Source organism: Leptolyngbya sp. FACHB-8 (genome assembly GCF_014695575.1).
In the GTDB taxonomy this organism is placed as follows: domain Bacteria; phylum Cyanobacteriota; class Cyanobacteriia; order Elainellales; family Elainellaceae; genus Vacuolonema.
Genome location: NZ_JACJOO010000057.1, coordinates 15,211 through 40,249, shown reverse-complemented (window position 1 = coordinate 40,249; position 25,039 = coordinate 15,211). Strand labels below are relative to the sequence as shown.

The 25,039-nt window shown below is 52.1% G+C and carries 17 protein-coding genes; 9 read left to right on the top strand and 8 right to left on the bottom strand.

Annotated elements, in window-relative coordinates; translation table 11 throughout:
* Positions 1-9 precede the first annotated feature (9 nt).
* Complete coding sequence (locus H6F91_RS13995) at positions 10-684, top strand: hypothetical protein (RefSeq protein WP_190771461.1); 675 nt, start codon at positions 10-12, stop codon at positions 682-684.
* Positions 685-756: 72 nt separating this feature from the next.
* Here the strand turns inward: H6F91_RS13995 and H6F91_RS13990 are convergent, their stop codons facing one another.
* The 5 genes from H6F91_RS13990 to H6F91_RS13970 all read right to left on the bottom strand — a co-directional run bounded on the left by H6F91_RS13990 (position 757) and on the right by H6F91_RS13970 (position 5,810).
* Positions 757-1,128 carry a hypothetical protein gene (locus H6F91_RS13990; protein ID WP_190771462.1) on the bottom strand — a complete coding sequence of 124 codons (372 nt, stop codon included), beginning with the start codon at positions 1,126-1,128 and terminating at the stop codon, positions 757-759.
* 533 nt (positions 1,129-1,661) lie between these two features.
* Positions 1,662-3,422 (bottom strand): ATP-dependent zinc metalloprotease FtsH, encoded by a 1,761-nt coding sequence (gene ftsH, locus H6F91_RS13985; RefSeq protein WP_242035784.1) that lies wholly within the window; start codon positions 3,420-3,422, stop codon positions 1,662-1,664.
* Positions 3,423-3,719: 297 nt separating this feature from the next.
* A complete protein-coding gene (locus H6F91_RS13980; RefSeq protein ID WP_199307824.1) occupies positions 3,720-4,424 on the bottom strand; it encodes a carbonic anhydrase in 705 nt (234 codons plus the stop codon).
* Positions 4,425-4,528: 104 nt separating this feature from the next.
* A complete protein-coding gene (locus H6F91_RS13975; protein ID WP_190771464.1) occupies positions 4,529-4,837 on the bottom strand; it encodes a P-II family nitrogen regulator in 309 nt (102 codons plus the stop codon).
* Between the two features lie 4 nt (positions 4,838-4,841).
* On the bottom strand, positions 4,842-5,810 hold the full coding sequence (locus H6F91_RS13970) for a sodium-dependent bicarbonate transport family permease (protein ID WP_190771465.1): 969 nt from the start codon (positions 5,808-5,810) through the stop codon (positions 4,842-4,844).
* A 741-nt stretch (positions 5,811-6,551) separates the two neighbouring features.
* Here H6F91_RS13970 and H6F91_RS13965 point away from each other — a divergent pair.
* Both H6F91_RS13965 and psbA read left to right on the top strand, forming a co-directional pair.
* Complete coding sequence (locus tag H6F91_RS13965) at positions 6,552-7,970, top strand: J domain-containing protein (RefSeq protein ID WP_190771466.1); 1,419 nt, start codon at positions 6,552-6,554, stop codon at positions 7,968-7,970.
* Positions 7,971-8,314: 344 nt separating this feature from the next.
* Positions 8,315-9,397, top strand: a complete 1,083-nt coding sequence (gene psbA, locus H6F91_RS13960; protein ID WP_190770234.1) for a photosystem II q(b) protein — start codon at positions 8,315-8,317, stop codon at positions 9,395-9,397.
* A 151-nt stretch (positions 9,398-9,548) separates the two neighbouring features.
* Here the strand turns inward: psbA and H6F91_RS13955 are convergent, their stop codons facing one another.
* Positions 9,549-10,022 (bottom strand): hypothetical protein, encoded by a 474-nt coding sequence (locus H6F91_RS13955; protein ID WP_190771467.1) that lies wholly within the window; start codon positions 10,020-10,022, stop codon positions 9,549-9,551.
* A gap of 341 nt (positions 10,023-10,363) precedes the next feature.
* Here H6F91_RS13955 and dnaK point away from each other — a divergent pair, with 341 nt between their 5' ends.
* From dnaK to H6F91_RS13940, 3 genes are all read left to right on the top strand, one after another.
* Positions 10,364-13,123 (top strand): molecular chaperone DnaK, encoded by a 2,760-nt coding sequence (dnaK, locus tag H6F91_RS13950; protein ID WP_190771468.1) that lies wholly within the window; start codon positions 10,364-10,366, stop codon positions 13,121-13,123.
* A gap of 61 nt (positions 13,124-13,184) precedes the next feature.
* Positions 13,185-14,153 (top strand): J domain-containing protein, encoded by a 969-nt coding sequence (locus H6F91_RS13945; protein ID WP_190771469.1) that lies wholly within the window; start codon positions 13,185-13,187, stop codon positions 14,151-14,153.
* Between the two features lie 151 nt (positions 14,154-14,304).
* On the top strand, positions 14,305-16,527 hold the full coding sequence (locus H6F91_RS13940; RefSeq protein WP_190771470.1) for an ATP-binding protein: 2,223 nt from the start codon (positions 14,305-14,307) through the stop codon (positions 16,525-16,527).
* Between the two features lie 410 nt (positions 16,528-16,937).
* Here the strand turns inward: H6F91_RS13940 and H6F91_RS13935 are convergent, their stop codons facing one another.
* A complete protein-coding gene (locus tag H6F91_RS13935) occupies positions 16,938-18,389 on the bottom strand; it encodes an alpha-amylase family glycosyl hydrolase (RefSeq protein ID WP_190771478.1) in 1,452 nt (483 codons plus the stop codon).
* 641 nt (positions 18,390-19,030) lie between these two features.
* Between H6F91_RS13935 and H6F91_RS13930 the strand changes: the two genes are divergently transcribed.
* On the top strand, positions 19,031-21,589 hold the full coding sequence (locus tag H6F91_RS13930; protein WP_190771471.1) for an ELWxxDGT repeat protein: 2,559 nt from the start codon (positions 19,031-19,033) through the stop codon (positions 21,587-21,589).
* A gap of 165 nt (positions 21,590-21,754) precedes the next feature.
* Here the strand turns inward: H6F91_RS13930 and H6F91_RS13925 are convergent, their stop codons facing one another.
* Complete coding sequence (locus H6F91_RS13925; protein ID WP_190771472.1) at positions 21,755-22,729, bottom strand: Sll0314/Alr1548 family TPR repeat-containing protein; 975 nt, start codon at positions 22,727-22,729, stop codon at positions 21,755-21,757.
* 787 nt (positions 22,730-23,516) lie between these two features.
* Here H6F91_RS13925 and H6F91_RS13920 point away from each other — a divergent pair.
* On the top strand, positions 23,517-24,161 hold the full coding sequence (locus H6F91_RS13920; protein WP_190771473.1) for an energy-coupling factor ABC transporter ATP-binding protein: 645 nt from the start codon (positions 23,517-23,519) through the stop codon (positions 24,159-24,161).
* 66 nt (positions 24,162-24,227) lie between these two features.
* The gene (rsmG, locus tag H6F91_RS13915) at positions 24,228-24,968 is read left to right on the top strand and encodes a 16S rRNA (guanine(527)-N(7))-methyltransferase RsmG (protein WP_190771474.1); all 741 of its coding nucleotides are present in this window, start codon (positions 24,228-24,230) and stop codon (positions 24,966-24,968) included.
* The last annotated feature ends 71 nt before the right edge of the window (positions 24,969-25,039 follow it).

Sequence of the window (25,039 nt, the reverse complement as noted above, 5' to 3'; positions counted from 1 at the left end):
ATATAAAACATGTCTGAACGGCAGTTGATCCCAATAGCAAAAGACTTCTTCTGCGATGGGTATTACTATGTATTAACGTCATCCAGTTTGGCAAATAGTGGCCTTAAACCAGAGGAACTTGCAACTATCCTGGGTGAATCCGAGCCATCACACATTGAAGATGTGCTTAGACGAGGAATTTGTATTCCATTATTCTTCGATGGTGATTGTGCACTAGACAATCACACTATTTTTGTTTTAGGTGACCTAACCGAAGCAGAAGAACGAGATTGGATTGGCCGAATCTCCTGGAAGTTAAGCATTCCCTGTGGCAAATTGATTCTTCAGTGTGGTGGAGGGGATGAAGAAGATTTAGCTCACGCAATATCAGGACGTCCTCCTGAGCCCAACTACCAATTTTTTCAGGTCATTGATGTGCTACCTGGAGAATATCAGGTCAATGTTTATGCTTACTTATCCAGCATGACCGTCCAGGTATTTCTCCACCCGTTTATCGAAGCGGAAGATAGGATGCAGCGATATGAGGCGATGGAAGCATGGTACAAGACTCATCGTCCTGGACCTCCAGACATTGGCTACATTATCCAGCTCACTCCTCTTGAACAAGAACCTCCATTCCCTGACCTGGTTCCTGAAATTGGTTGGTGCGGATTCGAGTTTCGTGAACCGGATCACGTTGCTTGATGGGCGATCGCACTCAATCTGCATGGAAAAATGGGACGGGGATAACCCGTCCCATTTTCAGTTTCCTATGGTTTAGCGAGAGCCCAGAGGATCGCGCTCCAGCGACTTCTCAAGTTCACGCTCAGGGTCATAATGACCTTGCTCCAGTTCATCAATATTCAGCTTATCTTTGATCGCTTCACCCAGCGATTCAGACTCATCGTTCTTGTTTTCATGGAGAGCAGACGCTTTGCTCTGCCACTCGCGCCGTTGTTCCCGCATCTCAGCGAGATTTTCACCCGGAATAGGCTCGGTAATACCAGGTACACGTACAGGCTCAGCGTCAGCACGAGAAGCCGCTAATACAGCAGTTTGGGTAAGACTTAAAAACATGACGACACCGACAAACAGCATCGTTAAACGTTTGGCGATCGCCTTAAGCGATTGGAATACAGGAGTTGTCATAGCTCTACCCTTTAAACAAATGAACTGACGTAACAAAATCCAATGAAGACATGAATTGGAAGATGTCTATAAGCTCAGCAGTAATGCTTTAGTATTAGCTTCTTAAATAAACCTGCAAAAGATTTACCAGCTAATCGATATTGCTGAGCTTCCGTTTCATTCAGTAGCTTAAACAAGCATCGCCCAGTTCTCGTCTTCCACAGGATAGAAACGATGGGCAGATCTTCGACGGAAGCTCTCTTTCAAGACCTCTTTGGGGCTTACGCAAGCCCACTATATTGAGAGCATTTGGGTTGGTTGTGGTGGCTTCGCACACCACAACCAACCCAAATGCCTAAGTCCTGCTCTTTTTAGAGCCATTTGTTGAGCTTCCACAAACTCAGACACCAGGTGTTTCTAAAAACACCCGGTGTCTAGAGCGCCCCACACCTTTCCAGGCACTTTAGTAGCAAAAGGGTTGCCATGTTTCACATGACAACCCTTTCAAAGCAGAGCGATTGAGTTGTTTGTAATTCAATCGCTCACACGTATTCCTATCCCTTCATCAACCAGGCAGCCAATCCTTCAGGAGCCTTCACCTGCGACAAAATGGCCTCTAACTGGGCATCCTCCAACACTTCCTCTTCCAGCAAGATTTGGGTGGTTGCTTCCAGAAGACTGCGGTTGAGTTGCAGAATCTCAAGTGCCATACCGTGGGCTTTATCAAGCGTCTGCTTGACCTGGCGATCAATCTCCGTCGCAACTTCCGTACTAATTGAACGACGAGAGCTACCTCCGTCTAGAAATTGCGCCGAATTTCGATCAAAGGCAACAGGGCCCAGGGTGCGACTCATACCGTACTGAGTAATCGCCCGTTCCGCCAAATCCGTTGCTTTCTGAATGTCATCGCTAGCACCGGTGGAGACTTTGCCAAAGATGATTTCTTCAGCAGAGCGCCCCCCCAGGAGGATGGCGAGTTGGCCCCGTAGCTCATCTTCGAGCAGCAGGAAGCGATCGCCCTCCGGCATTTGCATCGTATACCCCAGCGCCCCTAACCCACGAGGCACGATGGAGATCTTGGACACCTTATTCGCACCTGGCATCAGAGCCCCCACTAGAGCATGGCCGACTTCATGATAAGCAACAGTTTGTCGCTCCAGAGGAGAGAGGATGCGCGATCGCTTCTCCAAGCCGGCAACGACCCGCTCAATCGCTTCTTTAAAGTCAGCCATGAGCACAGCCTGACGATTGTTACGGGCAGCCATAAGAGCTGCTTCGTTGACCAGGTTTGCAAGGTCAGCTCCAGCGAAACCTGCGGTTTGGGTAGCAATCACCTCCAAATTCACATCCTCACCCAGAACAACGGGACGAGCGTGAACCTGTAGGATTTCCAGACGGCCGCTCTTGTCAGGGCGATCGACTAAGACCTGTCGGTCAAAACGACCAGGACGACGCAGAGCCGGGTCTAGGGTCTCAGGGCGGTTGGTGGCTGCAATCATGATGACGCCATCATTGCCGTCAAAACCATCCATTTCCGTCAACAACTGATTCAGGGTTTGCTCCCGCTCATCATTACCGCCCATGGGATTTGCACCCCGGGTTTTACCAATTGCGTCCAATTCATCAATGAAGACGATGCAGGGAGCCTGCCGCTTAGCCCGATTGAACAGGTCGCGTACTCGGGACGCACCTACACCCACAAACACTTCCACAAATTCTGAACCCGACATGCTCAGGAAAGGGACTCCGGCTTCCCCAGCCACAGCTTTTGCCAGAAGGGTTTTACCCGTTCCCGGAGGCCCAACCAGAAGGACGCCCTTAGGAATTTTGGCCCCGATCTTCCGGTACTTTTCACCATTAGCCAGGAAGTCAACGACTTCTTTCAGCTCTTGCTTGGCCTCATCTACACCCGCAACATCAGCAAAAGTAGTTCCAGTTTTACCAGGGTTATAGACCCGCGCATTGCTGTTACCCATGCCAACGCCTACGCCCAGGCCGTTACCCGTCTTAGCCGATTTCATCAGCCAGGTAGCCATACCCGCTAACACCCCAACCGAAAGCAGGCTCAAAAGCCCTGCTGCGGTCGCTGAAGCACTATCAGGAACGGTGGTAAACGGGACTCCATGACTACGCAACAAGGTTGGAAGGTCTTCACCTTGCCCGGATGATTGGGTGTAATAAGCGTGGCTACCAAACTGAGGCTTGAGGTTGTATTCAATGCGATCGGGTTTGATGGTCACCCGTTGCACCTGGGAGGATTTAACCTGCTCGATAAACTGGCTGTACGCCACATGTGAACGGGTTTCCGTCTTCATAGCAGAATTCCTGTAAGCACGAAGGGAACATGTAGAAACCCAAACTCCAGCTCGCATTAAATTCAGGTTTCTGACTTCCTTGATCATCCTGTAACCGCTTCAGGAATAGCAGGTGAGATTACTACACTCCTTTTACGGGTTTACCGAAAGTTGAGGAGCATAATAATGGCAATCTGATAGTGTATGGCACGACATGCTAAGAACCAGGAAGGTTATTTGAAAAGCCGCGCTAAGCGTGGCTTTTCAAATAACCTGTTCTAACCAGAGTAGTGATAGGAAAGGGAACTGAGCCCCTCTTTAGGTAAGAATGGTGACGCGGCCTGTGTCTAAATCATAGCGACCGCCTACGATTTTTAAAGCACCCGATTGTAGACGTTCGGTCAGGAGGGGCGATCGCTTTAACTGTTCAATCTGGTAATGCACATTAGCGACAACCACATTCTCAACCGCATCACCAGACTTGTTTTTAACGCGATCAACCGCTGGCAGAATGGCTTTTACAAAACTACCAATATCACCGGGTAAGGTTTCGTTTTGAACTGCAGCGGTCACAGCTCCACAGCGCTCATGCCCCAACACCATGAGCACAGGCGTGCCTAACAGAGTAACAGCATACTCAATGCTACCTAAGATTTCAGGGGTGGCAATATTGCCAGCAACTCGGACATCAAAAATATCCCCAACCCCCTGGTCAAACACAATCTCAACCGGCACCCGAGAATCTGCACAACTCAGGATGGTCGCAAAGGGATGTTGAGTCTGAGCAACTTCTCGCACACGCCGTTGAGATTGGTCAGGATACTGCGGGTGATGCTGAGAAAAGCGTTCGTTTCCTTCAATTAACCGTTGTAGGGCTATATCGGGCTCAAGCTGTAGAGTATCTGCTTGAGCAGGTTGCACCCGTAGAACAGATTCTGCTGCTGTTACGAATAGACCCATTGCCCCAGCGACACCGAGCTTTAAAAAGTCACGACGTTCCATCCAGTGCTGCGATAAACTCATCCCTTAACCACCTCCGGGAATAATCCGGTAAAACCGGTAAACAGTAACTTTTTCAGGTTGATGAAATCGCTAGAAATAGACAACGTTTTATCAACAAGAAGTCCCTAAGATGAAACACACTTAACTGAACGAATCTCTAGAGCATCCGTAATGTAGCAGGTTCCCCCGAACTTATTCAGTAAGGGTCGGAGATTTTCGACAACGGGCTTAACCAAATCAGGTGAACAAAACGCAATGATATAAACATTGTCCAGCATGGTCATATCAAGGTCTTCGTTACCCTCGCGCAACCCTTTACCCACAACATTTCTGATGACGGCATGGCCGTGAACACCGGCCTTATCTAAACTATCCAAAATTTTGCCAAGCTCAAAGGAGTTAGCAATAATTTCTATTCGTTTAACTTCGTGCATAGTTTCATCTCCACAGAAACTCAATGCCATATAAATAGAGCGGAATTCCCACAATAATATTGAAGGGAAATGTCACTGCCAACGCCGTTGAGACATATAAACTTGGATTGGCCTCAGGAACCGTCATTCGCATTGCCGCTGGAACCGCGATATAGGAAGCACTGGCACAGAGAACAGCAAATAGAAGGGCATCTCCTTTAGGCATCCCGATCAGCTTGGAAATTAGCAAACCAAGGCCAGCATTGAGGATTGGAATGAATATCGCAAATGAGATGAGAAAAAAACCTGTTTTTTGCAAGTCTTTAATTCTTCTGGCAGCGACAAGCCCCATATCTAATAAGAAGAAGGTGAGGATGCCATAAAACATACCCTGGGCAAATGGCTCTAGCACTTGCCAACCGTGCTCTCCAGTAGCAACCCCAATCAACAAACTGCCTACCAACAGGAACACAGAACTATTCAGAAAGGCTTCTCTCAAAACCTCAGACCAGGCGACATCACGCTTTTCTTCTGTTGATGACAAGTTCACCAAAATCAGGCCCACGATGATAGCTGGGGATTCCATCAACGCCAGGGCGGCCACCATGTACCCGTCAAAATCAATGCCCAATTCTGTCAGAAATGCGCTGGCCGTGATGAAGGTAACGGCACTAATAGAACCGTAGGTGGCAGCGATCGCCGCCGCATCATAATTATCAAGCTTCAGCTTGAGGATAAAAAACGTATAGATCGGGACAAAACATGCCATTAACATAGCTGCCAGAAGTGTCAGAACCACCTCCTGAGTGATTCCACTTTTGATCAGCTCAACGCCTCCTTTAAACCCAATTGCAAATAGCAAATACAGGGATAAGAGTTTGGGAACAGGAGGCGGAATTTCCAAATCAGACTTTACAAGAACCGCCGTCATTCCTAGAAAGAAAAACAGAACCGGCGGATTCAGAATGTTAGACAAAATTAAGCTACCATCCATGCCGTCTCCTCCGGGTAGAGGCTTTTGTATTCAAAAAACTTTGCATTGTGAACCACTAACATAACGGTTGAACCCATCATGTATCGCGTATAGTCCCAATATGTCAATCAGTTAACACATTAAGATTTTGAGTATTTTTTTAATCTGTTCCATTTAGGGGATGTTTAAGCCATTATTTTTTGCATTTATTGCTCAAAAAAATTGACGACTGAAAGTCTTCCCAAGCATTTTGTCAACAACTTTTGAATCTGAAGCTTGATGAATTGGATGCTGTACCCTATATGCAATGTACCGTCCAATCTATCAAGCTTCAGATTTACTCTGATATAAGTTAAGAATCTTATTGCTGTTTCACCTGTTCAAAACTGTTTCTTAGAAATACCTGAGTAAGCTTGGGATTTTGTGATTAATTGAACTGAGCTAGATCTAACTTCTAATTTAACAAAATACGAGGGAGGGATGTGGGGCGACGTCCCACATCCCTCCCTCGTACTTCATTAGGCCGGAAAATGCTTTATAAGAACGGCTTCTCTCAAAAAGAGCCCTAGATGTTGTTTACTGAAAAACAGTATTTTAGGGGAAAACAATTGGCACCAACAACTTTATACTAGTTTTGTACTTAAAACAGTAGCCAATGATTTGCCCTCAAAAGATTTAAACTTATTCATTAATTTCCCCGCCATCTAAACGTTTCTTTCTACAATAAAATCGCGGCAACGCTGACCCCATTCAATGTCCGGCATGGCTGCACCAGTAAAGCCAATTAAAGTTAATCATCTGCTTAAGGCAGCGACCCTGGAGGAGGCGATCGCCGACCTTTCCGGGCGCTTTGTGCGCTTTGAAGAAGGCAAAATCAAACTGGGTAAGCAAGCTACCGACTTTCCCCTGCGCCTGTTCTGCAAAACTTTAATAGAAGACTGGCAAACAGGCAAATTCGGCTATCAATCTGGAAAGGTTACCCTCGTCTTTAACAACGCCCAACCTGGCATTGAAGCGGACTTACTGATCTTTCAGCCAGAGGAGGGCGATCGCTTCCTCTACACCCGCCGCACTCCACGCTCCTTAGGGCAGCTCAACCTGCCCGTTGAGGTGGATATGTTGAAGCAGATGGGTCAGCAAATTCAAACATTGACAGAAACCCTCAAGCAGCTCACGGAGCACCAGCGATCGCTAGAAATCCGCATTCAAGCCAGTTCGTCACCCCCACCACCGGCCCCTACCACGCCCCCCATTGATCCCACTATGCTCCGAGAGCTACTGGAAGCTCAGGCCGCTATGGTTGTAGGTCAGATGGTGAACCAGGTCGCTGAGAAGATGGAGGCGATCGCCACCCGTCTAACGGAACGTATGGATGCCCTCCAATCTCAGTTGGACCAACTAGGAGCTCAGTGGGACACTCCTGAAGAAACTCCGTCTCCCCATTCAGAAACGGAATGGATCCAGCGCATCAAGGAAACTTTTGGCACCGTGGGCGACTATGAGCAGTACAGCAACAGCCATCGGGAAAGCAATGCTGAAACACCCCTATTCTTTACCCCTGACTGGATCGCCTTGTGTGAATTAGATTGGGCCCGTCGCCTGAACTCTACCCTGGCTCAACTCTATAATTTAATCCACGGTGAGGATGGCATTGGGTTCAGTGGAGCCGATGTGCTGCATCAGTTTGGCTGCCATATCGATCCTCGAACTGGCGATCGCTACTACATCTACAGGATCGGGGGCTACTCTGCCTACGAAGCCCTCTGGCAGATGGCAACCCATCCCCAATACCCCTGGCTCCAGGAGTTAGAACGTCTAAGTAAAAAGGTGGGCCGCTTTCGAGAGGTGTTCAAGCTGTTTGGGTGGGAGACGGAAGCGATCGCCGCTCTCGAACAAATCGTTCAACACGGCAAGCAACAACGGCAGGGTGGCTCCCGCTCAGGTTATAGCTCCCAACAGCCTAACCCCCAGCAGCGCTGCCCCGGCAATGCCCTCAGCGATTACCTGGCCGTGCTCAACATCGGCCCCTTTACACCCATCTCCCTGGAATCCCTCAAGCATGCCTATCGCCAGGCTATGAAAACGGCCCACCCCGATACAGGTGGCAGCAAAGAGCGCGCCCAACGGGTGAACGAAGCCTATGAGGCCATCATGCGCCATTATTTCCCAAATGCAATTTAATAGCTCACCTGGAGGGCTCACGCATTTTTGTTAGGGGTAGTGTGCAAAGCACACTACCCCTAACAAAAATGCTCCAGATGCACTGAGGTCAGGTATCGTGGCCGGCGATCGCCAGACAGTTTGTAGAAGAAGAGAAGCTCTACCCCTCTCCTTCTACAAGTTCTGTAACACTGCTGTATCTCGTACAAACCATATGGCGTCAGGGTTCAGTCCGGAAAACCGCCCCTATTGGACGAGATTTCCCAACAATTCCGTTAAAACTACTTTACAAAAGTTAACGGCCTGGTTAATATTAGGACATACATAACCCAAGTCAATTCGTCCTTTACTTGCACTAATTCATCATGACAACAACCCTTCAACGGCGCGAGAGCGCCAATGTGTGGGAGCAGTTCTGCAACTGGGTCACCAGCACCAACAACCGCCTCTATGTAGGCTGGTTCGGCGTTCTGATGATCCCCACTCTGCTCACCGCCACCATCTGCTACATCATTGCCTTCGTCGCGGCTCCTCCTGTGGACATCGACGGTATCCGTGAGCCTGTTGCAGGTTCTCTGCTCTACGGCAACAACATCATCACTGGCGCGGTTGTTCCGTCTTCCAACGCCATTGGTCTGCACTTCTACCCCATCTGGGAAGCTGCTTCCCTCGATGAGTGGCTCTACAACGGTGGTCCCTACCAACTGGTTGTATTCCACTTCTTGATCGGCGTCTTCTGCTACATGGGTCGTGAGTGGGAACTGTCCTACCGCCTCGGTATGCGTCCCTGGATCTGCGTTGCTTACTCTGCACCTGTTGCAGCCGCAACCGCAGTGTTCCTGATCTACCCCATCGGTCAAGGTTCCTTCTCTGACGGGATGCCCTTGGGTATCTCTGGTACCTTCAACTTCATGTTCGTGTTCCAGGCAGAGCACAACATTCTGATGCACCCCTTCCACATGCTGGGTGTAGCGGGTGTGTTCGGTGGTTCTCTATTCTCTGCGATGCACGGTTCTCTTGTGACCTCTTCTCTGGTGCGTGAGACCACCGAGACTGAGTCTCAGAACTACGGTTACAAGTTTGGACAAGAAGAAGAGACCTACAACATCGTGGCAGCCCACGGTTACTTCGGTCGTCTGATTTTCCAATACGCGTCCTTCAACAACTCTCGCGCACTGCACTTCTTCTTGGGTGCATGGCCTGTAGTGGGAATCTGGTTCACCGCGCTGGGTATCAGCACGATGGCGTTCAACCTGAACGGGTTCAACTTCAACCAGTCGATTCTGGATTCTCAGGGTCGGGTAGTGAACACCTGGGCGGACATTCTGAACCGCGCGAACCTGGGTATGGAAGTGATGCACGAGCGCAACGCTCACAACTTCCCTCTCGACTTGGCTGCTGGTGAGGCTGCTCCTGTCGCTCTGACCGCTCCTGCTATCAACGGTTAATCTTTAGTCTGTATCGAGCCAAAATGAATTGATGGGCGCTTCCTTCGGGGAGCGCCCTTTTTTATAAAGTTCCCCTTCAGCTGTAGCCCTGTTGCGCAACAGGGCTACAGCTGAAGGGGAATGTATTCGCGTTAGGGGCGATCGCCCACCTTTAACCCGCTTTCCGATGCTCCGTTAGAAACCAGACCCGCCGCTTCACAGCAGGTCTGATTGCTCCCAGGCTCACCAGGTCCTCATCCTCCTCAACTCTCTGCCAGAATTCCTCCTCATTCCTGGCCGTACCCATCACAACCCAGGGATGACCAAACCGGGTTTCTGCTACCCACAGCTCAACGTAAAACCCTCCGCCATCCTCTAGCAATTCCTCGCCAACCGGTCGAGATTGGAGTTCGCCGACCCGTGCTAATAAGTGCTTACCTGGGCATTCGTGGGGTAAGACTTGGGTTTGGTAAATGGACAGCAAATGAGCTTGTTTATGCTCTGCTGTAGCGATCGCCGCCTCATACTCTGGCTCAATGGCATTCCGAAAACCAGGCCGCTCAACTTTTAGCAGAAGAAAATGCTCACACCCAGCCTCTTCCCGTTGCAATCGATAGAGTATGTAAATATCCAGGGGGATGCCCATCCGTGTCTCAATCCAGTGCTAGCTGGCATTATTTCCGAAAATAGATTTATAACCCTTTCTGAATCTGGTGAGGGACGAGAGCACAGATACGGGGCTTTGTCCCACATCCACCCCTGGCACCCCACCAGACCGGAAGATGCTGTATAAGCTGAAACCCCTATGGTAAGGACATCGCATGCAGTGCGCCTACCGTACGGGTTTCAGTCGACAAGATCGAGACTATAAAAAAGGAGGAAATCCGTATCTCAACCACCCACGTTCATTGCCCAAACGCTGGCAATATAGAATGGATGAATTAGCAGTTCGCAACATTACGATACTCGCGAGGAGCATCGCTACGCATGGGCAAGGTCGTCGGCATTGATTTGGGCACAACCAACTCTGTAGTTGCCGTCATGGAGGGCGGGAAACCGATCGTCATTGCCAACGCCGAGGGAATGCGAACGACGCCATCGGTGGTGGCCTTCAGCAAGGAGGGAGAACTCCTGGTAGGGCAGATGGCTCGTCGCCAATCAGTCCTCAATCCTCAAAATACGTTCTATGGGGTCAAACGCTATATCGGTCGGCGCTACAGCGAAATTAGCCCCGACTCGAAGCGCGTACCCTATACCCTGCGGCGCGACGAAAACGGCAACGTCAAAATCAAATGTCCCCGTCTCGAAAAAGAATTTGCTTCCGAAGAAATTTCTGCCATGATTTTGCGGAAGTTGGCAGATGAAGCCAGCCGCTATCTGGGGGAACCGGTCACGGGGGCCGTTATCACGGTGCCGGCCTACTTCAACGACTCCCAGCGTCAGGCCACCCGTGATGCAGGCCGTATTGCGGGGCTGGAAGTCAAGCGTATTATTAACGAGCCTACCGCCGCATCGCTGGCCTATGGGCTGGATCGAGCTGACAACCAGACCATTCTAGTTTTCGACCTGGGGGGTGGCACCTTCGACGTCTCTATCCTGGAAGTCGGGGATGGTGTGTTTGAGGTCAAGGCTACAGCCGGAGACACCCAGCTTGGGGGTACCGACTTCGACAAGAAGATTGTAGATTGGCTGGCGGACCAATTTCTAGAAGCAGAGAATATTGATTTGCGGCGCGATCGCCAATCCCTTCAGCGCCTCATGGAAGCATCCGAGAAAGCCAAGATTGAGCTATCGGGCGTTAGCGTTTCTGAAATCAACTTGCCCTTTATTACCGCCACGGAAGATGGGCCAAAGCATTTAGAAACCCGATTGACCCGCTCCACGTTTGAAGGGCTGTGCACCGATCTGGTCAGCCGTCTGCGGGGTCCGGTTAAACAGGCTGTACGCGACGCTAACCTTCGCCCCAGCGATATTGATGAGGTGGTGCTGGTAGGGGGTAGCACTCGCATGCCCATGGTGAAAGAGCTGGTGCGATCGCTCATCGACCGGGAGCCTAACGAGAACGTTAACCCTGATGAGGTGGTGGCAGTCGGTGCCGCGATCCAGGCAGGCATCCTGACCCAGGAAGTGCGCGACATTCTGCTGCTGGATGTAACCCCCCTATCCCTGGGGTTGGAGACCATTGGTGGGGTGATGAAGAAGCTGATCCCCCGTAACACTACAATTCCGGTGCGGCGTTCCGACATCTTTTCCACCGCCGAGAATAATCAGACGATGGTGGAAGTTCATGCCCTGCAAGGGGAGCGTGAAATGGCTTCGGACAACAAATCTCTGGGCCGCTTCAAGCTGATGGGGATTCCCCCGGCTCCCCGAGGGGTACCTCAGGTGCAGGTTTCCTTCGACATTGATGCCAATGGCATTCTGCAAGTAACGGCAGTGGACAAAACCACAGGCCGGGAGCAAGGCATCACCATCCAGGGAGCATCCACCCTGGCTGAAGATGAAGTGCAGCGGATGATTCAGGACGCCGAGAAGTTTGCCCAGCAAGACCGTCAGCGGCGGGAGCAGGTCGAGAAGCGTACCCGTGCCGAAGCACTCACCTACCAGGCTGAACGGCAACTGCGGGAAGTGGCGTTAGATTTTGGCATGCAGTTTGCCAGCAACCACCGTCGCCGCATCGAGAACCTGGTTCAAGAGCTACGCGACGCCCTCAAGAAAGACGACGATCGCAGCATTGACGTCGCCGAGGCAGACCTACGCGATGCCCTGTACGAGTTGCAGCAGGAGATCTACGACTTCAATAAGGAGGAGGAAGGCGAAGGGATCCTGGGCTCCATCAAGCGCACCTTGTTTGGAGATGAGGAAGACGACGATTTCTTCTACCGCAGCGATCGCGACTACAACTCCCGCTGGGACGAGCGCGGCGACTCCTGGGGCAACCGTCGTGATCCCTGGGATGAGCGTCGTGATCCCTGGAGTAGCGATCGCCGTCCGGCACCTCGCGACAACTGGGACAGCCGCTCCACTGATCGTCGTCCGGCCGCTCGGGATAATTGGGACAATCCGCTAAATGACCGTCGCCCGGCGGCTCGAGATAATTGGGATGACCCGGTAGATCGCCGCCCCGCCGCTCGGGATAACTGGGATAACCCCAGTGATCGGTGGTCTAGCAACAACGATCGCCGTCCTGCGGCTCGGGATAATTGGGACAATCCGGTAGATCGTCGCCCCGCCGCTCGCGATGATTGGGATGAGCCTACGAGCGATCGCCGTCCGGCTGCTCGGGATAATTGGGATGCTCCCACAGGCGATCGCAATAACCGCCGCTCTAACCCTCCTCGTAATAATGGTTGGGATGAGAGTCGTCGGGATGAACGGCCGGCACGCCCCGCTGCCCGGCGCGATCGCAACGATGACTGGGATACTCCAGCCCGTCCTGCTAACCGTCCTGTCACGGACCGTTCGGATGATTGGGATGCCCCAGCTCGTCCCACGAACCGTCCTGTTCAGCAGCCAACTGAACGGTGGGATGACGACGATGCCTGGAGCGACTCCCCCAGTCGCCGTGAGCCAGCGCGTAACCTCGATCGCGAGAATCGCGATAATGGAGATCGTCGACCGAGCGATGCCCGCCGTGATAGCTTACCCCCAGCCCCCTCTGACCGTCGCCCTGTGGAGGATCGCCCCTTGCCTGGCCGCAGTCGGGGTGCTTGGGATGACGACGATGATGACGACAACTGGCTGTAACGGGGCATCTACCTTCCGCTGTCTGCCTTAACCTTTCGTGTCTTACCCCTGTGCTACTTGAATGCAAAATTTTCGGAATTACTATCAAATTTTAGGAGTTGGGAAGGACGCAACCCCTGAAGAAATCAAGCGAGTCTACCGTAAATTGGCCCGCCAGTACCATCCGGACTTGAATCCAGGGGATCAGGCGGCGGAGGAACGGTTTAAGGAAATTGGCGAAGCTTACGAGGTTCTGTCGGACACCGGGAAGCGGGCCAAGTATGACCAGTTCAGTCGTTTTTGGAAACAAAGTGGATTCCAAACGGCAGGTAACGCGGCCACTCGTACTCGCAAATGGGCCGATCGCCCCCGTAAAGCGCCTGACGAGGTCGACTTTAGTCAATATCGCGACTTCAACACCTTCGTTGATCAACTCCTAAACCGTCGGGATGATGAGGTCGGAGCGCCGCGTCCTGCTGCGGAGCGTGACCCCTATCGACCGGGTACCAGCAAAACAGCGTACACGGTGCCCCGCGCTACCCCCCGCAATGCCGAAGCTCGTCTCACCGTACCGCTAGACAAAGCCTATGCGGGAGGTCGTGAGCGGATTCGTCTGGAGGATGGGCGATCGCTCGAGGTCAACATGCCCGCTGGTATGCTGGACGGTCAGAAAATTCGACTGAAAGGCCAGGGCGTGAATGGCGGCGATCTGTTTCTCAAAATCAACCTGGCTCCCCATCCCCTCTTCCGCCTTCAGGGGGCCGATGTCTACTGCCAGATTCCGGTTACTCCCAGTGAAGCGGTGCTGGGGGGAGCGATCGAAGTGCCAACTCTAGATGGCCTGGTCAAAATGATGATTCCTGCGGGAGTTCGCAGTGGCCAGAAATTGCGGATGTCGGGCAAGGGCTATCCCATTGAAGGGCGACGGGGCGACCAGATTGTAGAAGTTCTGGTGCTGGTTCCCCGTGACATCAGCGAACCCGAAAAGGAACTCTACGAAAAACTCCGCCAGGTCGAGACTTTTAACCCTCGAGCCGATTTATTAGTTTAAGCATTTTGGCTACCCACTTTATTTATCTCTCCAGAGGGCATGACAGAATAGATAAGTTTAGAATCCTCCCACAGCAAGAAGCGCATTGCGTCTCCGCAAGAACCCTTTCCAAAAGATAGGCCGCCAGCCTTGGCCCCTTAAGTGGCACCTCGTGGTGTTGATCGCGGGGTCTTTACTGCCCGTAGCCTTGTTTGCCGTTGTCATTGTCCAGAAGCTATCCATAGAGGAGCAAGAAGCCACTGAACGGCGCACAGTTCTGGCGGCCCGTACATTAGCGGAGACGGTTGAACAAGAAACCTCCAGCACCGTCAGAACTCTCCAGGCTTTAGCTGAATCTGAAAGGTTGGAGCAGGATGACCTTAAGGGCTTTCATACCGAGATCCGAAGGGTTCTGAAAACCCAGCCCACCTGGATGACCATCGTTCTGGTTGCACCCAACGGCCAGCAATTAGTTAATGCTCGACAGCCATTTGGCAAACCGTTGCCGTCCATCAATGAGCGAGGTAGCTTTTGGCGCGTCGTACAGACTCGTAAGCCGGCGATTGGAGACTTAGCCGTTGGTACGCTTACTCAAACCATGGCCTTTCCCATTCGGGTGCCTGTACTTCGTGATGGTGAATTACGGTACGTTCTGACAGCCGTCATTACCCCCCAAGCTCTGACCAGTACGGTAGAAACTCAGGCTCCCATTGATGGCGAGTGGACTCGCACCATCGTTGATAGTGCTGGCATCGTCGTTGCCCGTACCCGCTCGCCTGAACGGTTTGTGGGGCAACGGGGGACACCCCTATTTCTAGAACAAATTGCCTCTAGCACAGAAGGCATCTACCAAAATACAAGCTTAGAAGGTGAACGGGTTTATATGGCCTTTCATCGGCTGAGCGATTCTCGGTGGACGGCGGCGGTAATTGTTCCCATCGATGTCGTTCATGGTCCGGCGCGGCAAGCCATGGGATTGGTAGTCGGCTCGGGGGTGGTCTTGTTATTGTTCAGTATTGGAGGAGCGCTCGCCCTCTCAGATCGCATTTCTCGTAGCATTGCCTCCGCAACAGCCGGAGCTGAAGCCCTCGCCCAAGGGGAAGACCCCAAAGTTGGCTTTTCAGCCATTCTGGAAGTAGCGTTGTTGGGAAAAGCGCTGGAGCGTTCGGCTCAGTTGCTGACCCAACGGGAGCAAGAGCGAGCCGAGCACTTAGCCCGAGCTGAGGCAGCCCGGGCTGAGGCAGAAACCGCCAACCGTCTGAAAGATGAATTTCTAATTACCATTTCCCATGAACTGAAAACGCCGCTGAACGCCATCTTGGGCTGGAGTACGCTACTGCGAACGGGGCGATTAGAAGGGGAGAAGATGGAGCAGGCGATCGCCACCATCGAGCGTAACGCCAAAGTTCAAGCCCATTTAGTGGATGATCTGCTAGACACATCGCGGATTATTACCGGTAAACTGCGGCTCGAAACCCAGCCCCTGGATCTTTCCAGCGTGGTTGCCAGTGCTATGGACTCCATTCGGCATGCGGCTGAAGCCAAAGATATTGAGCTGTATCTACATCGGTTGTCCACCATAGAGCCCATCATGGGGGACCAAAACCGCTTACAACAGGTCGTGTGGAACTTGTTGTCTAATGCGGTCAAGTTCACCCCACGGGGAGGGCAAGTAACGGCTGAGGTGCAATCGATTGACTCGTTTACCGAGGTTGTGATTCGCGACACGGGTCGGGGCATTAAGCCAGAGTTTTTGCCCCATGTATTTGACCGCTTCCGTCAGGCAGACAGTTCGACGACTCGGGAATTTGGAGGGTTAGGACTGGGATTGGCTATCGTTCGGCATCTAGTGGAAATGCATGGCGGCACAGTTGAGGCGGATAGCCCCGGCTCCGGCCAAGGAGCAATTTTTACTCTTCGCTTTCCCATCACCACAATATCTCCGTCAATACGGCGGCGATCGCCCCAGGCTCTAACCACCCAAAATCCAAATCTGTCAGTTTTGGAAGCCAATAAACTACCCGATGTGCGGGTCGTAGTTGTTGACGATGAACGGGATGCCCGCGAATTTATCGCCGCCGTGCTGATGCAACAGGGGGCTGAGGTTAAAAGCTGTAGCTCTGCAGCAGAGGCATTTGAAACGATTACGGCGTGGAAACCCGCGGTCATTCTGTCTGACATTGGGATGCCCCAGGAAGATGGGTATGTCTTTATGTCCCGGGTACGAGCCTGGGAAGCAGGCGTTGGAGGGACCATTCCAGCCATTGCTTTGACAGCCTTTACCCGTAAGGAAGATCGGGAGCGGGCGATCGCCGCAGGCTATCAACTTCACATCCCTAAACCCGTTGATCCCATAGAGTTAGTCACAGCCATTGTTGAATTAATCAAGCAATAGTCAACCCGACTCAGGTGATGGCCTGACGCACTCTGGTTCTAGGCGCTACGCGCTCTAAAGCTAATACAGCCATTCAAGAGACCTACTGCGTGAATCGTTGCACGGCTTCATGTTGTAATACCAATTTGAACAGAAGCCAGTGCAGATGTTTGTAAGGAAATGGCTCGTAGAACCATTTCCTTACAAACATCTGCACTGGTTTGGTCTTTAGATTGGTATAACGATTCACGCAGTAGGTCTAAGGAGATTTCCAGATAAGAACTTCCCCATTATTTGGAAAAAAGGCGCGGCTTCGCCGCGCCTTTTTTCCAAATAATGGGGATATTGTTTCTCAGAAATCTCCTAAGAGAAGAGGACAGATGCATTGCACCCGTCCTCTTCTTCTGAATGGTTGTCACTCAAGCCCGTAACTAGGCAATTACAAGCCCCTGACGGCCTCCAAGGGAAATATGGAGGGTATCTCCTTGCCGGTCTACGGTTCCGGAGCCGTAGAGAACATGTTGAGAGACAGAGTCCATAGTTTCGTTGAGGGTGATGGCCACTTTTTGTGGCTCTGTGTCAGCATTGACGACCACAATCAGCGTCTCACCCTGGTGTTGACGGGCAAAGGCGTAGACCAGGCCCTCAGCATACAGGATGCGATAGCCGCCTAACCGGAGACAGGGATACTGATGCCGCAACGCAATCAGACGACGATGGTAGTCCAGCACTTGCCGGTCCCACTCGTCTTCTGGGGGGAAACCTCGGCGGCAGTCGGGGTCGAGCCAGCCTTCCAGACCCACTTCGTCGCCGTAGTAGACGCAGGGGGCACCGGGGGAGGTGAACATCAGCAGAGTTGCCAACTCCATGGCCGGGCGATCGCCCCCCACAATCGACAACAAACGAGCTGTGTCATGACTATCCAGCAGGTTGAGCTGGGTCAGGGCAATGTCCCAGGGATGGCGGTGGAAGATGTCGTGAGCCTTCTCGGCATAGCCCTGAGCAGAGAGGGCTGGGTAGGGTTCATAGGAACGGTCCAGCACCAGATCCATGACGACGCGATCGCCTCCTACAAAAGCGATGTTAGCGGCCGTTAACGGATAGTTCATTACCCCGTCAAACTGGTCGCCCTCTAGCCATTCGGTGGCGTTTTCCCAAACTTCCCCAACAATGTAGGCCTCGGGGTTTACAGCTTTGATGCGATCGCGAAATTCTTGCCAGAATCCGGGCTCTTTCACCTCAAAGGGTACATCTAGACGCCATCCATCCGCTCCCTGGCGAATCCAATGTTCGCCCACCTGCATAATGTAGTCGCGCACAGCAGGATTTTTGTGATTGAACACAGGGAGAGCACGGTTCCCAGCCCAACCAACATAGTTAGCGGGGAGAGATCCATCGTAGGCCGATAAGCCCCAGCTCTCAATTTGGAACCAATCTACCCAGGGGGAAAAGGAGCCATTTTCAAGAATGTCATTGAAGAAGAAAAAGCCCCGGCTGGCATGGTTAAACACACCATCTAGCACCACCTTCATGTTTCGCGCATGGCAAGCATTGAGTAGCTTCTCAAAAGCCACATTCCCCCCTAATAGGGGGTCAATCTGATAGTAATCGTGGGTGTGATAGCGATGGTTTGAGGTGGATTGAAAAATGGGCGTAAAGTAAATAGCGGTAAAACCGAGATCTTGTAAATAATCGAGCTTTTCAATAATGCCCCAGAAATTACCGCCTTTGTAACCCTGCAAAGTAGGCGGATCATTCCACGGTTCAAGAGGCACCCGTTCTGCAGGTAATGGCCCGCCAGGAGGGATAGCCCGGGCAAAGCGATCGGGGAAAATTTGATAGAAAACAGCATGTTTAACCCAATCTGGGGTGTGTATCAGCACCATGGCGACAAACCCATAACTCCAAGGATTAAGATAACGATCCCATCACGAGCAAGCGAGGCCTGAACGGAACATTTAAGGAATAATTTTTAATTTCATTAGTTACTAGAAAATATCTCCTTATTTACCTCTCTAAAGACAGATGAAATTACTGTAAAGAAATTGTCAAGGCTATTTGAAGCAACACATTTCTTGAGATAAATTAGGGGCATGAGAGTAAGTATTACTACGGATTCTTCTGTAAAGATACGTATTGTACGTTTATTGCAATGATGTCGTGGTGGTTCCCAAAAGGCATAGATTTTGTCTTGCCAGCCCTTTTCATAGGCCAAAGGTAAGAGCTTTCAATATCTAACTTTTGGTAGAGCGTTTGTGTTGGTTTATTGGTTTTCAAACTATCAGGGTTTCTTTGTAAATACGCCCAAATAGAGAGACTGTAATCGCTCATTTCTTCATATGTTGAGTTTGCCTCTACAGAAAATGTTTGAGGCAGTAATCTTTGTGCGCATTTTCATAGAAAATCAGTCCATTTCGGCAGGCTTCAGACACGTTTTAACTTCAAGATTAATTTTTGGTTGTTGGCCCGAGCATTTTCTTAAATCTATTTGGTTGGCCAAAACCCTCATTCTTTGGGAGGCAATATGTCCACAGCTCCACTCCAAATCCTGAATTTCGCACCTGGTACCGCTTACATCAGTAGCAGCTTTACTGCTGTCAATGATCTAACCTACGTTGCTGTTGAAGAGAGCGATGATCTTTACCCTGATGAAGGTGTACGCGATCGCCACCTCTGGGTTCTGGATGGCACCGTAGAGGGTACCCGCGCCATTAACCACACTGGAGCTTTGATCGGCACAGTTGGAAGCATTGGAAATCAAGTCTATTTCTTCACTTACCAACAAGGCACAGGGGCCACTCCGGGGGGCGCGTACCTATGGGTTACCGATGGCACTGATGCGGGTACCCGACGGCTCTCGGGGCCAAATCCTGGTACCTATCAGGAGCTCGAATTCAGCCTGGAAACCCAACGGCCCACAGTGTTCGACGGGAAACTGGTCTTCTCCTTTGGGACCGATGGAGCCTTTGAGCCCTGGATTAGTGATGGCACTCAAACCGGCACCCGGGTCTTAGACGATTTGCAACCCAATACATCACCTGAGAAAGGCTCCGACTCTAATAACTTCGTTGTCTTGGGCGGTCGCCTCCTATTCTCGGCCTACACCGATGCCACCGGGCGGGAATTTTGGATCAGCGATGGCACCCCCGAAGGTACGCAACTCTTAATGGATATTGCAGAGGGGGATGTTTCGTCATACCCATCCCTTCTAGGGCAGGTTGGCAATCGTCTGATATTCAAAGCCTACGACGAAACCGTAGGAAGAGAGCTTTGGGTCACGGATGGAACAGCAGCAGGCACTCACCTGCTCAAAGACATTAGAAGTGGTCCAGAGTCCGTAAGCGAGATATACCGAGGAACTTACACGGCGGACGGCAGCATGGTGTTTTTTGCCGGTGACCAGGACGGCAATATGGATCTGTGGATTACCAACGGTACGACTGCGGGTACCCAAAAGCTGTATGACACCGATTTTTATGAAGTAGGGGTGGGGGCGATCGCGGCTGGTGACAAAGTTTTCTTTGCAGGGACCAGCTTCCTGGGAGTTACAGATGGCACGGTAGCCGGCACTCGACGTCTAGCTGATATCGATTTTGAACTGGTAGATCGGCCACCTAATTACAACACTGTTGTCCCGGCGATCCTGGATGGTAAGGCCATATTCCGCTCCAGCACAAACGCTGCTGGTGGTTCGGAGCTTTGGATCAGCGATGGCACTGCAGCAGGCACCCAGTTATTGAAAGATCTGAATGCCAGTGGCAGCTCTCGCCCTTTTGACTTCTATATGGCCAATGGCCGAGTTCTTTTCAACGCCAATTACAACGAGTTATGGGTAACGGATGGAACAGCAGCGGGTACCCGTCGTTTAATGGCAGGGGTCAGTGACGATGACTTCTTCGAGGCGAACGAAGGTGGCAACGCCTATTACGAAACCGTCCCGTCTGGTTTTACCTCGCTGGCTGGAAAAACATACTTCCAAGGCTATGACCTATCCCATGGGTTTGAACTCTGGGTTACTGATGGCACAGCAGCCGGCACTTCTCTCGTTGCAGACCTGAATCCAGGTAGCGCAGGTTCTTACCCCCGTGGGCTCGCTGTAGTCAATGGGCAGCTCATGTTTATCGCGGGAAATGGCGTCTGGGCAATTGACCCCAGCAGCGAAACGCCAACGCTATCTGGGGCAGGGGGACGACGCAGCTTTACCGTACGTACCGGAGATGGAACGGTAGAAATTGCGAATTTCGGTGGCTATGGTACAGGTTCCCTCAGCACAACCGAAAAAGCTGAATTGGATACCCTGAGGCTTATTGGCTCTGGGTTAGATCCCCGTCGTATGTTGCTGCAACAACAAGGTGCGGATCTGGTGCTGGCCTTTGAGGGAGTTGCGAACACCCGCATCGTATTGCAGGATTTTGCCCTGGAAAACCTGGAGAACTTCCCTTCAGGGCTGGGGAACATCATCTTCAATGGGCAGAGGCAAGTACGCGACAGCTTTGACGTATTTGATGCCAACTCGTCTCGGCAAACCCTCTGGCGGCGAGACACGACCACGTTTTTAAACGATCGTGCCAACTGGGTACGCGGGTTTAACAATTCCGATGATGCCATCAATGGCCAGGATGGTGCAGATTGGATTGATGGCCGCAGCGGGAAGGATACCCTGCGTGGTGGTAAGGGGAACGATGCCCTGGTCGGAGGCCGGGAAAATGACCGCTTAGTGGGCAACGATGGAGCCGATGCATTCCGTTTTACAGCGAATCAATCCTTCAGCCAGGCCCGGCTTGGGGTGGACACGATCGCCGATTTTACCGGGGATGAGGGCGATCGCATCGTTCTAGATAAAACGGTATTCCGTAAACTTCAGAGTGGGGTGGGCGAGGGGCTTCGCTCAAGCGAATTTGCCAGAGTCAGCGAGGATGCTGCAGTAACCCGTAGTGGAGCGCTAATTGTCTACAACACCAGCAATGGCCGTCTGTTTTACAACGAAAACGGTAGCCAAAGTGGTTTTGGCTCAGGCGGCCAGTTTGCAGTTCTGACGGGCAGCCCCGACCTATCCCGGAACGGGTTCACGGTACAGGCATAGGCATAGGGCTTCGTTCCCTTCGTAGAAGGAGAGGCGAACTTCGTTCGCCTCTCCTTTTAAATGAACCTGAGCTTGAATTAAGGGATTTTTCCGAGGGGCGTACCCTTCGAGATACCTCATTTTGGCGCACACCAAAATGAGGTTTGGGCTGATCCCAAATTGAGGTTAATTAATGAGAGCACTGCATTGAGTCCGACTTTCCGCATCGGGCACTCCGCCAATTCGGTTGCGTGTGCGGCACTCTTCCCAGGCCAGGCGGTTGCCGACCTGTTTTACCAATCGATCGCGATATTGCAGAGCTTGCTGAAAATAATCCAGGCTGGCCTGATCTTGCCCCTGGCGTACCAGGATTTGGGCTTTGAGGTAAAGCAAATCAGGGTTATCTGGAGTGTCTGCGAGGGCAGAATCAACAGCCCGAATCGCATCGTCAAATTGATTCAAGTCGCGGTATCCAATTGCAATTCCCCGGTTTGCCATATAGTCTGGGCCAGCTTTTTCCTGGAGACGGGCGATCGCCTGAGCTGGGTCTGAAAAGGGCAGGTTTACCGCCAGCATCAGATCCATAAAGCCACGCACCAGATTCAGTTCTGGGTCATCGGGGTTAATCTTTTCAGCATCGTTGAGGTTGCTAAACACCTGCTGAAGTTTCCGCAGCAGGGTAGGTGTTGCCTCCAGCAAGCCCTGATCGTGGGCAATATACGCCCCTTCCAGGAAGTGGCCTACCGCAATATAAAGATGACCTCGCAGCGGATCGGCATCAACCAATGCCTCAGCGCTTTCGCGGGTGCGCACGCTGCTGCGCTCTAAAATGTCCCAATCTTCGCCCAGGTAAGCGATCGCTGCCCGCAGGGCATGGGTCAGGGGCTCATCATCCTCGGCCGTGCGAAGCAGTTCCCGAGCCTGTTTATAGTCACCCTCCTTAAACATGGCATTGAAGGCGGCTTCGGCCTGCTCACCCACAGCGTGGGGTTGAGCCGCACGGAAGGGATCGGCCAGAGCCGCTTCACCCAACAGACTGAGGGCGATCGCACAGCCGCCCACAAAGGTAGCAGCCCATCGCTTCAGAGGCTTCCAGCGCCCCTGCTCCAAAAACTTGCTCTTAGGGGAGCGATCTCCCCGAAAAACCTGAGAGTCAACCATAGTTTCAGACCGTGTGCGACGTTGCATAAGAGGAGGATGAGGGCAGCGTCACCCGTCGGGGCTCAGCTGGTGCCATTGACGAAAAGGGGCCTATCAAGGGTTCCCACGCCATTCTAAAAGGTAGGATTCAAACTCGCCGAGAGGTACAAATTACATCTGTCATAACATTTTGGAAAGACACAATCCGAAGCCTTTTCAGCAAAATCTTGCGACCTGTTTTACCGTTCATAACCGGAGTTTGGATTCAGGATATTTTCGAGTGCGGGCGCATCCCATTTTTGTAAGTGAAGCGGGCGAAGCCCGCTTCACTTACAAAAATGGGTTTCCAGATTGCAAAAGTGGGATGCGCCATCGAGTGCTGCATATTGCGTAGCACTCAAAAACATGAATTTCGCCTGGGAAGCACACCCAAAAACAGGTACTTCGCCTATCCCAAACTTAGTTCATCAGTTATCTAGTCAGGCCAGCTTATAGCGCTACGCACTCAGACCTAGGCGTTTTTTATAGGGCTATAGTCTCTCTGACCCAACCAACTCGTGGTCTGTCAATGTTCAAGTGTGGGGTACCCCCACACTTGAACATTAAATCTGAGAAGTTTTTGAGGGGTCTACGACCCCTCAAAAACTTCTTGACAGAGGACTAGGGCTAAAGTTCATGTTTTACTGTCGTGTGGCGATCGCAAACCCTGGAATTTTAGCCCTCCCCAGACAAATACCACGAACCCCTGATTGTTTGCGGGTATCTCAGAGTTTGCCACAATGGATAAAGCCTTTTAGACTGACACCGAATGCTTCGCGTCAAAGACCTGGCCTATCACCCAGCCGCTACCCCAAACCCCATCCTACAAGACATCAACCTGGAGCTAGGCCCTCAGCAAATGGGCCTGATTATCGGCCCTAGTGGCTCCGGAAAGAGCACCTTACTAGAAATCTTGTCAGGTTTAGCAAAGCAAACCTCTGGCCAGGTATTGTGGCGCGATCAGGAACTGAACCCTGACGATCTACGGCAGTTGGGGGGGCTCGTCTTCCAGTTTCCTGAACGGCATTTTTGTGGGGGCACCCTGCTGGAAGAGTTGCGGTTGGGCCATCCTGATGTGAAGAGCGATCGCATCGAACAAACCCTTCAGGAAGTCGGGCTCAATCACTTGCCCCGCAATACCTCCCCCCAAGCCCTCAGCGGCGGCCAACAACGGCGGCTGGCCCTGGCCGTACAACTGATCCGACAACCCTTCCTGCTCATGCTCGACGAACCTACGGCGGGTCTAGACTGGTCAATGCGCCAACAACTCGTGAGCGTCCTCCGCAAACTCAAAACGGAGTGGAGCCTACTTGTCGTCTCCCACGATGCGGGAGATATGGCGGCGATCGCTGACCATTGCTGGATCATCGATCATGGGCGCCTCATCACCAATCCCGTCCCCCAGGCCAGCTAACCCATCTCACTCCACGACTTCTCCCGTCCACTCCCCTGCTCCATCCACCCATCTCTCATCCCATTAATGATCGAATCCCCCCCCTCCCTCCCCTCCCAAACCGACCTGTGGCAATCGACCCTTCAGTGGGTCCCTACACCCATCCAGCAGGAGTTACTACAACAGCTCTATCAGGGCGTTTTGGAGGGAAATCAGGTCTTGAACCTGACCCGTATCACGGCCCCCGAAGAATTCTGGGAGAAGCATGTTTGGGATTCGTTCAGTGGGCTACAGGGCTATCTCACTCAAACGACACCGCCTCCCACCCGCATTATTGACATCGGCACCGGGGGCGGCTTTCCGGGCCTCCCTGCCGCGATCGCCTTCCCTGAAAGTACGATTACTCTCCTCGACGCCACCCGCAAAAAGATCGCCTTTCTCGAAACCCTGGCCCACTCCCTGGGGCTCACCAATGTTATTCCAATCACCGAGCGGGCTGAAGCGTTGGGTCAGCACCCCACACACCGTGAGCAGTACGATCTGGCTCTACTTCGGGCAGTCGCCCCTGCGAACGTCTGTGCAGAGTATGCACTCCCCCTGCTAAAACAAGGCGGACGAGCCATCCTGTATCGGGGCCAATGGACGCCAGAGGAGGAACAGGAGCTGGAGGGCGCGATCGCCCAATTGGGAGGTCAACTTTTCCGAGTTGATGCCCTGACGACGCCACTGAGCCAAAGTCTGCGCCACTGCATTCATCTCGACAAAGTCGCCCCTACACCGGAACGCTTCCCCAGAGGGGTTGGCATTCCGCGCCAACGTCCGCTTTGAGGATTTCGTACAGCATCAAACCCGATTTTGTGGGGAGTACGACTTAGCCGCACTCCCCACAAAAAAGTCCA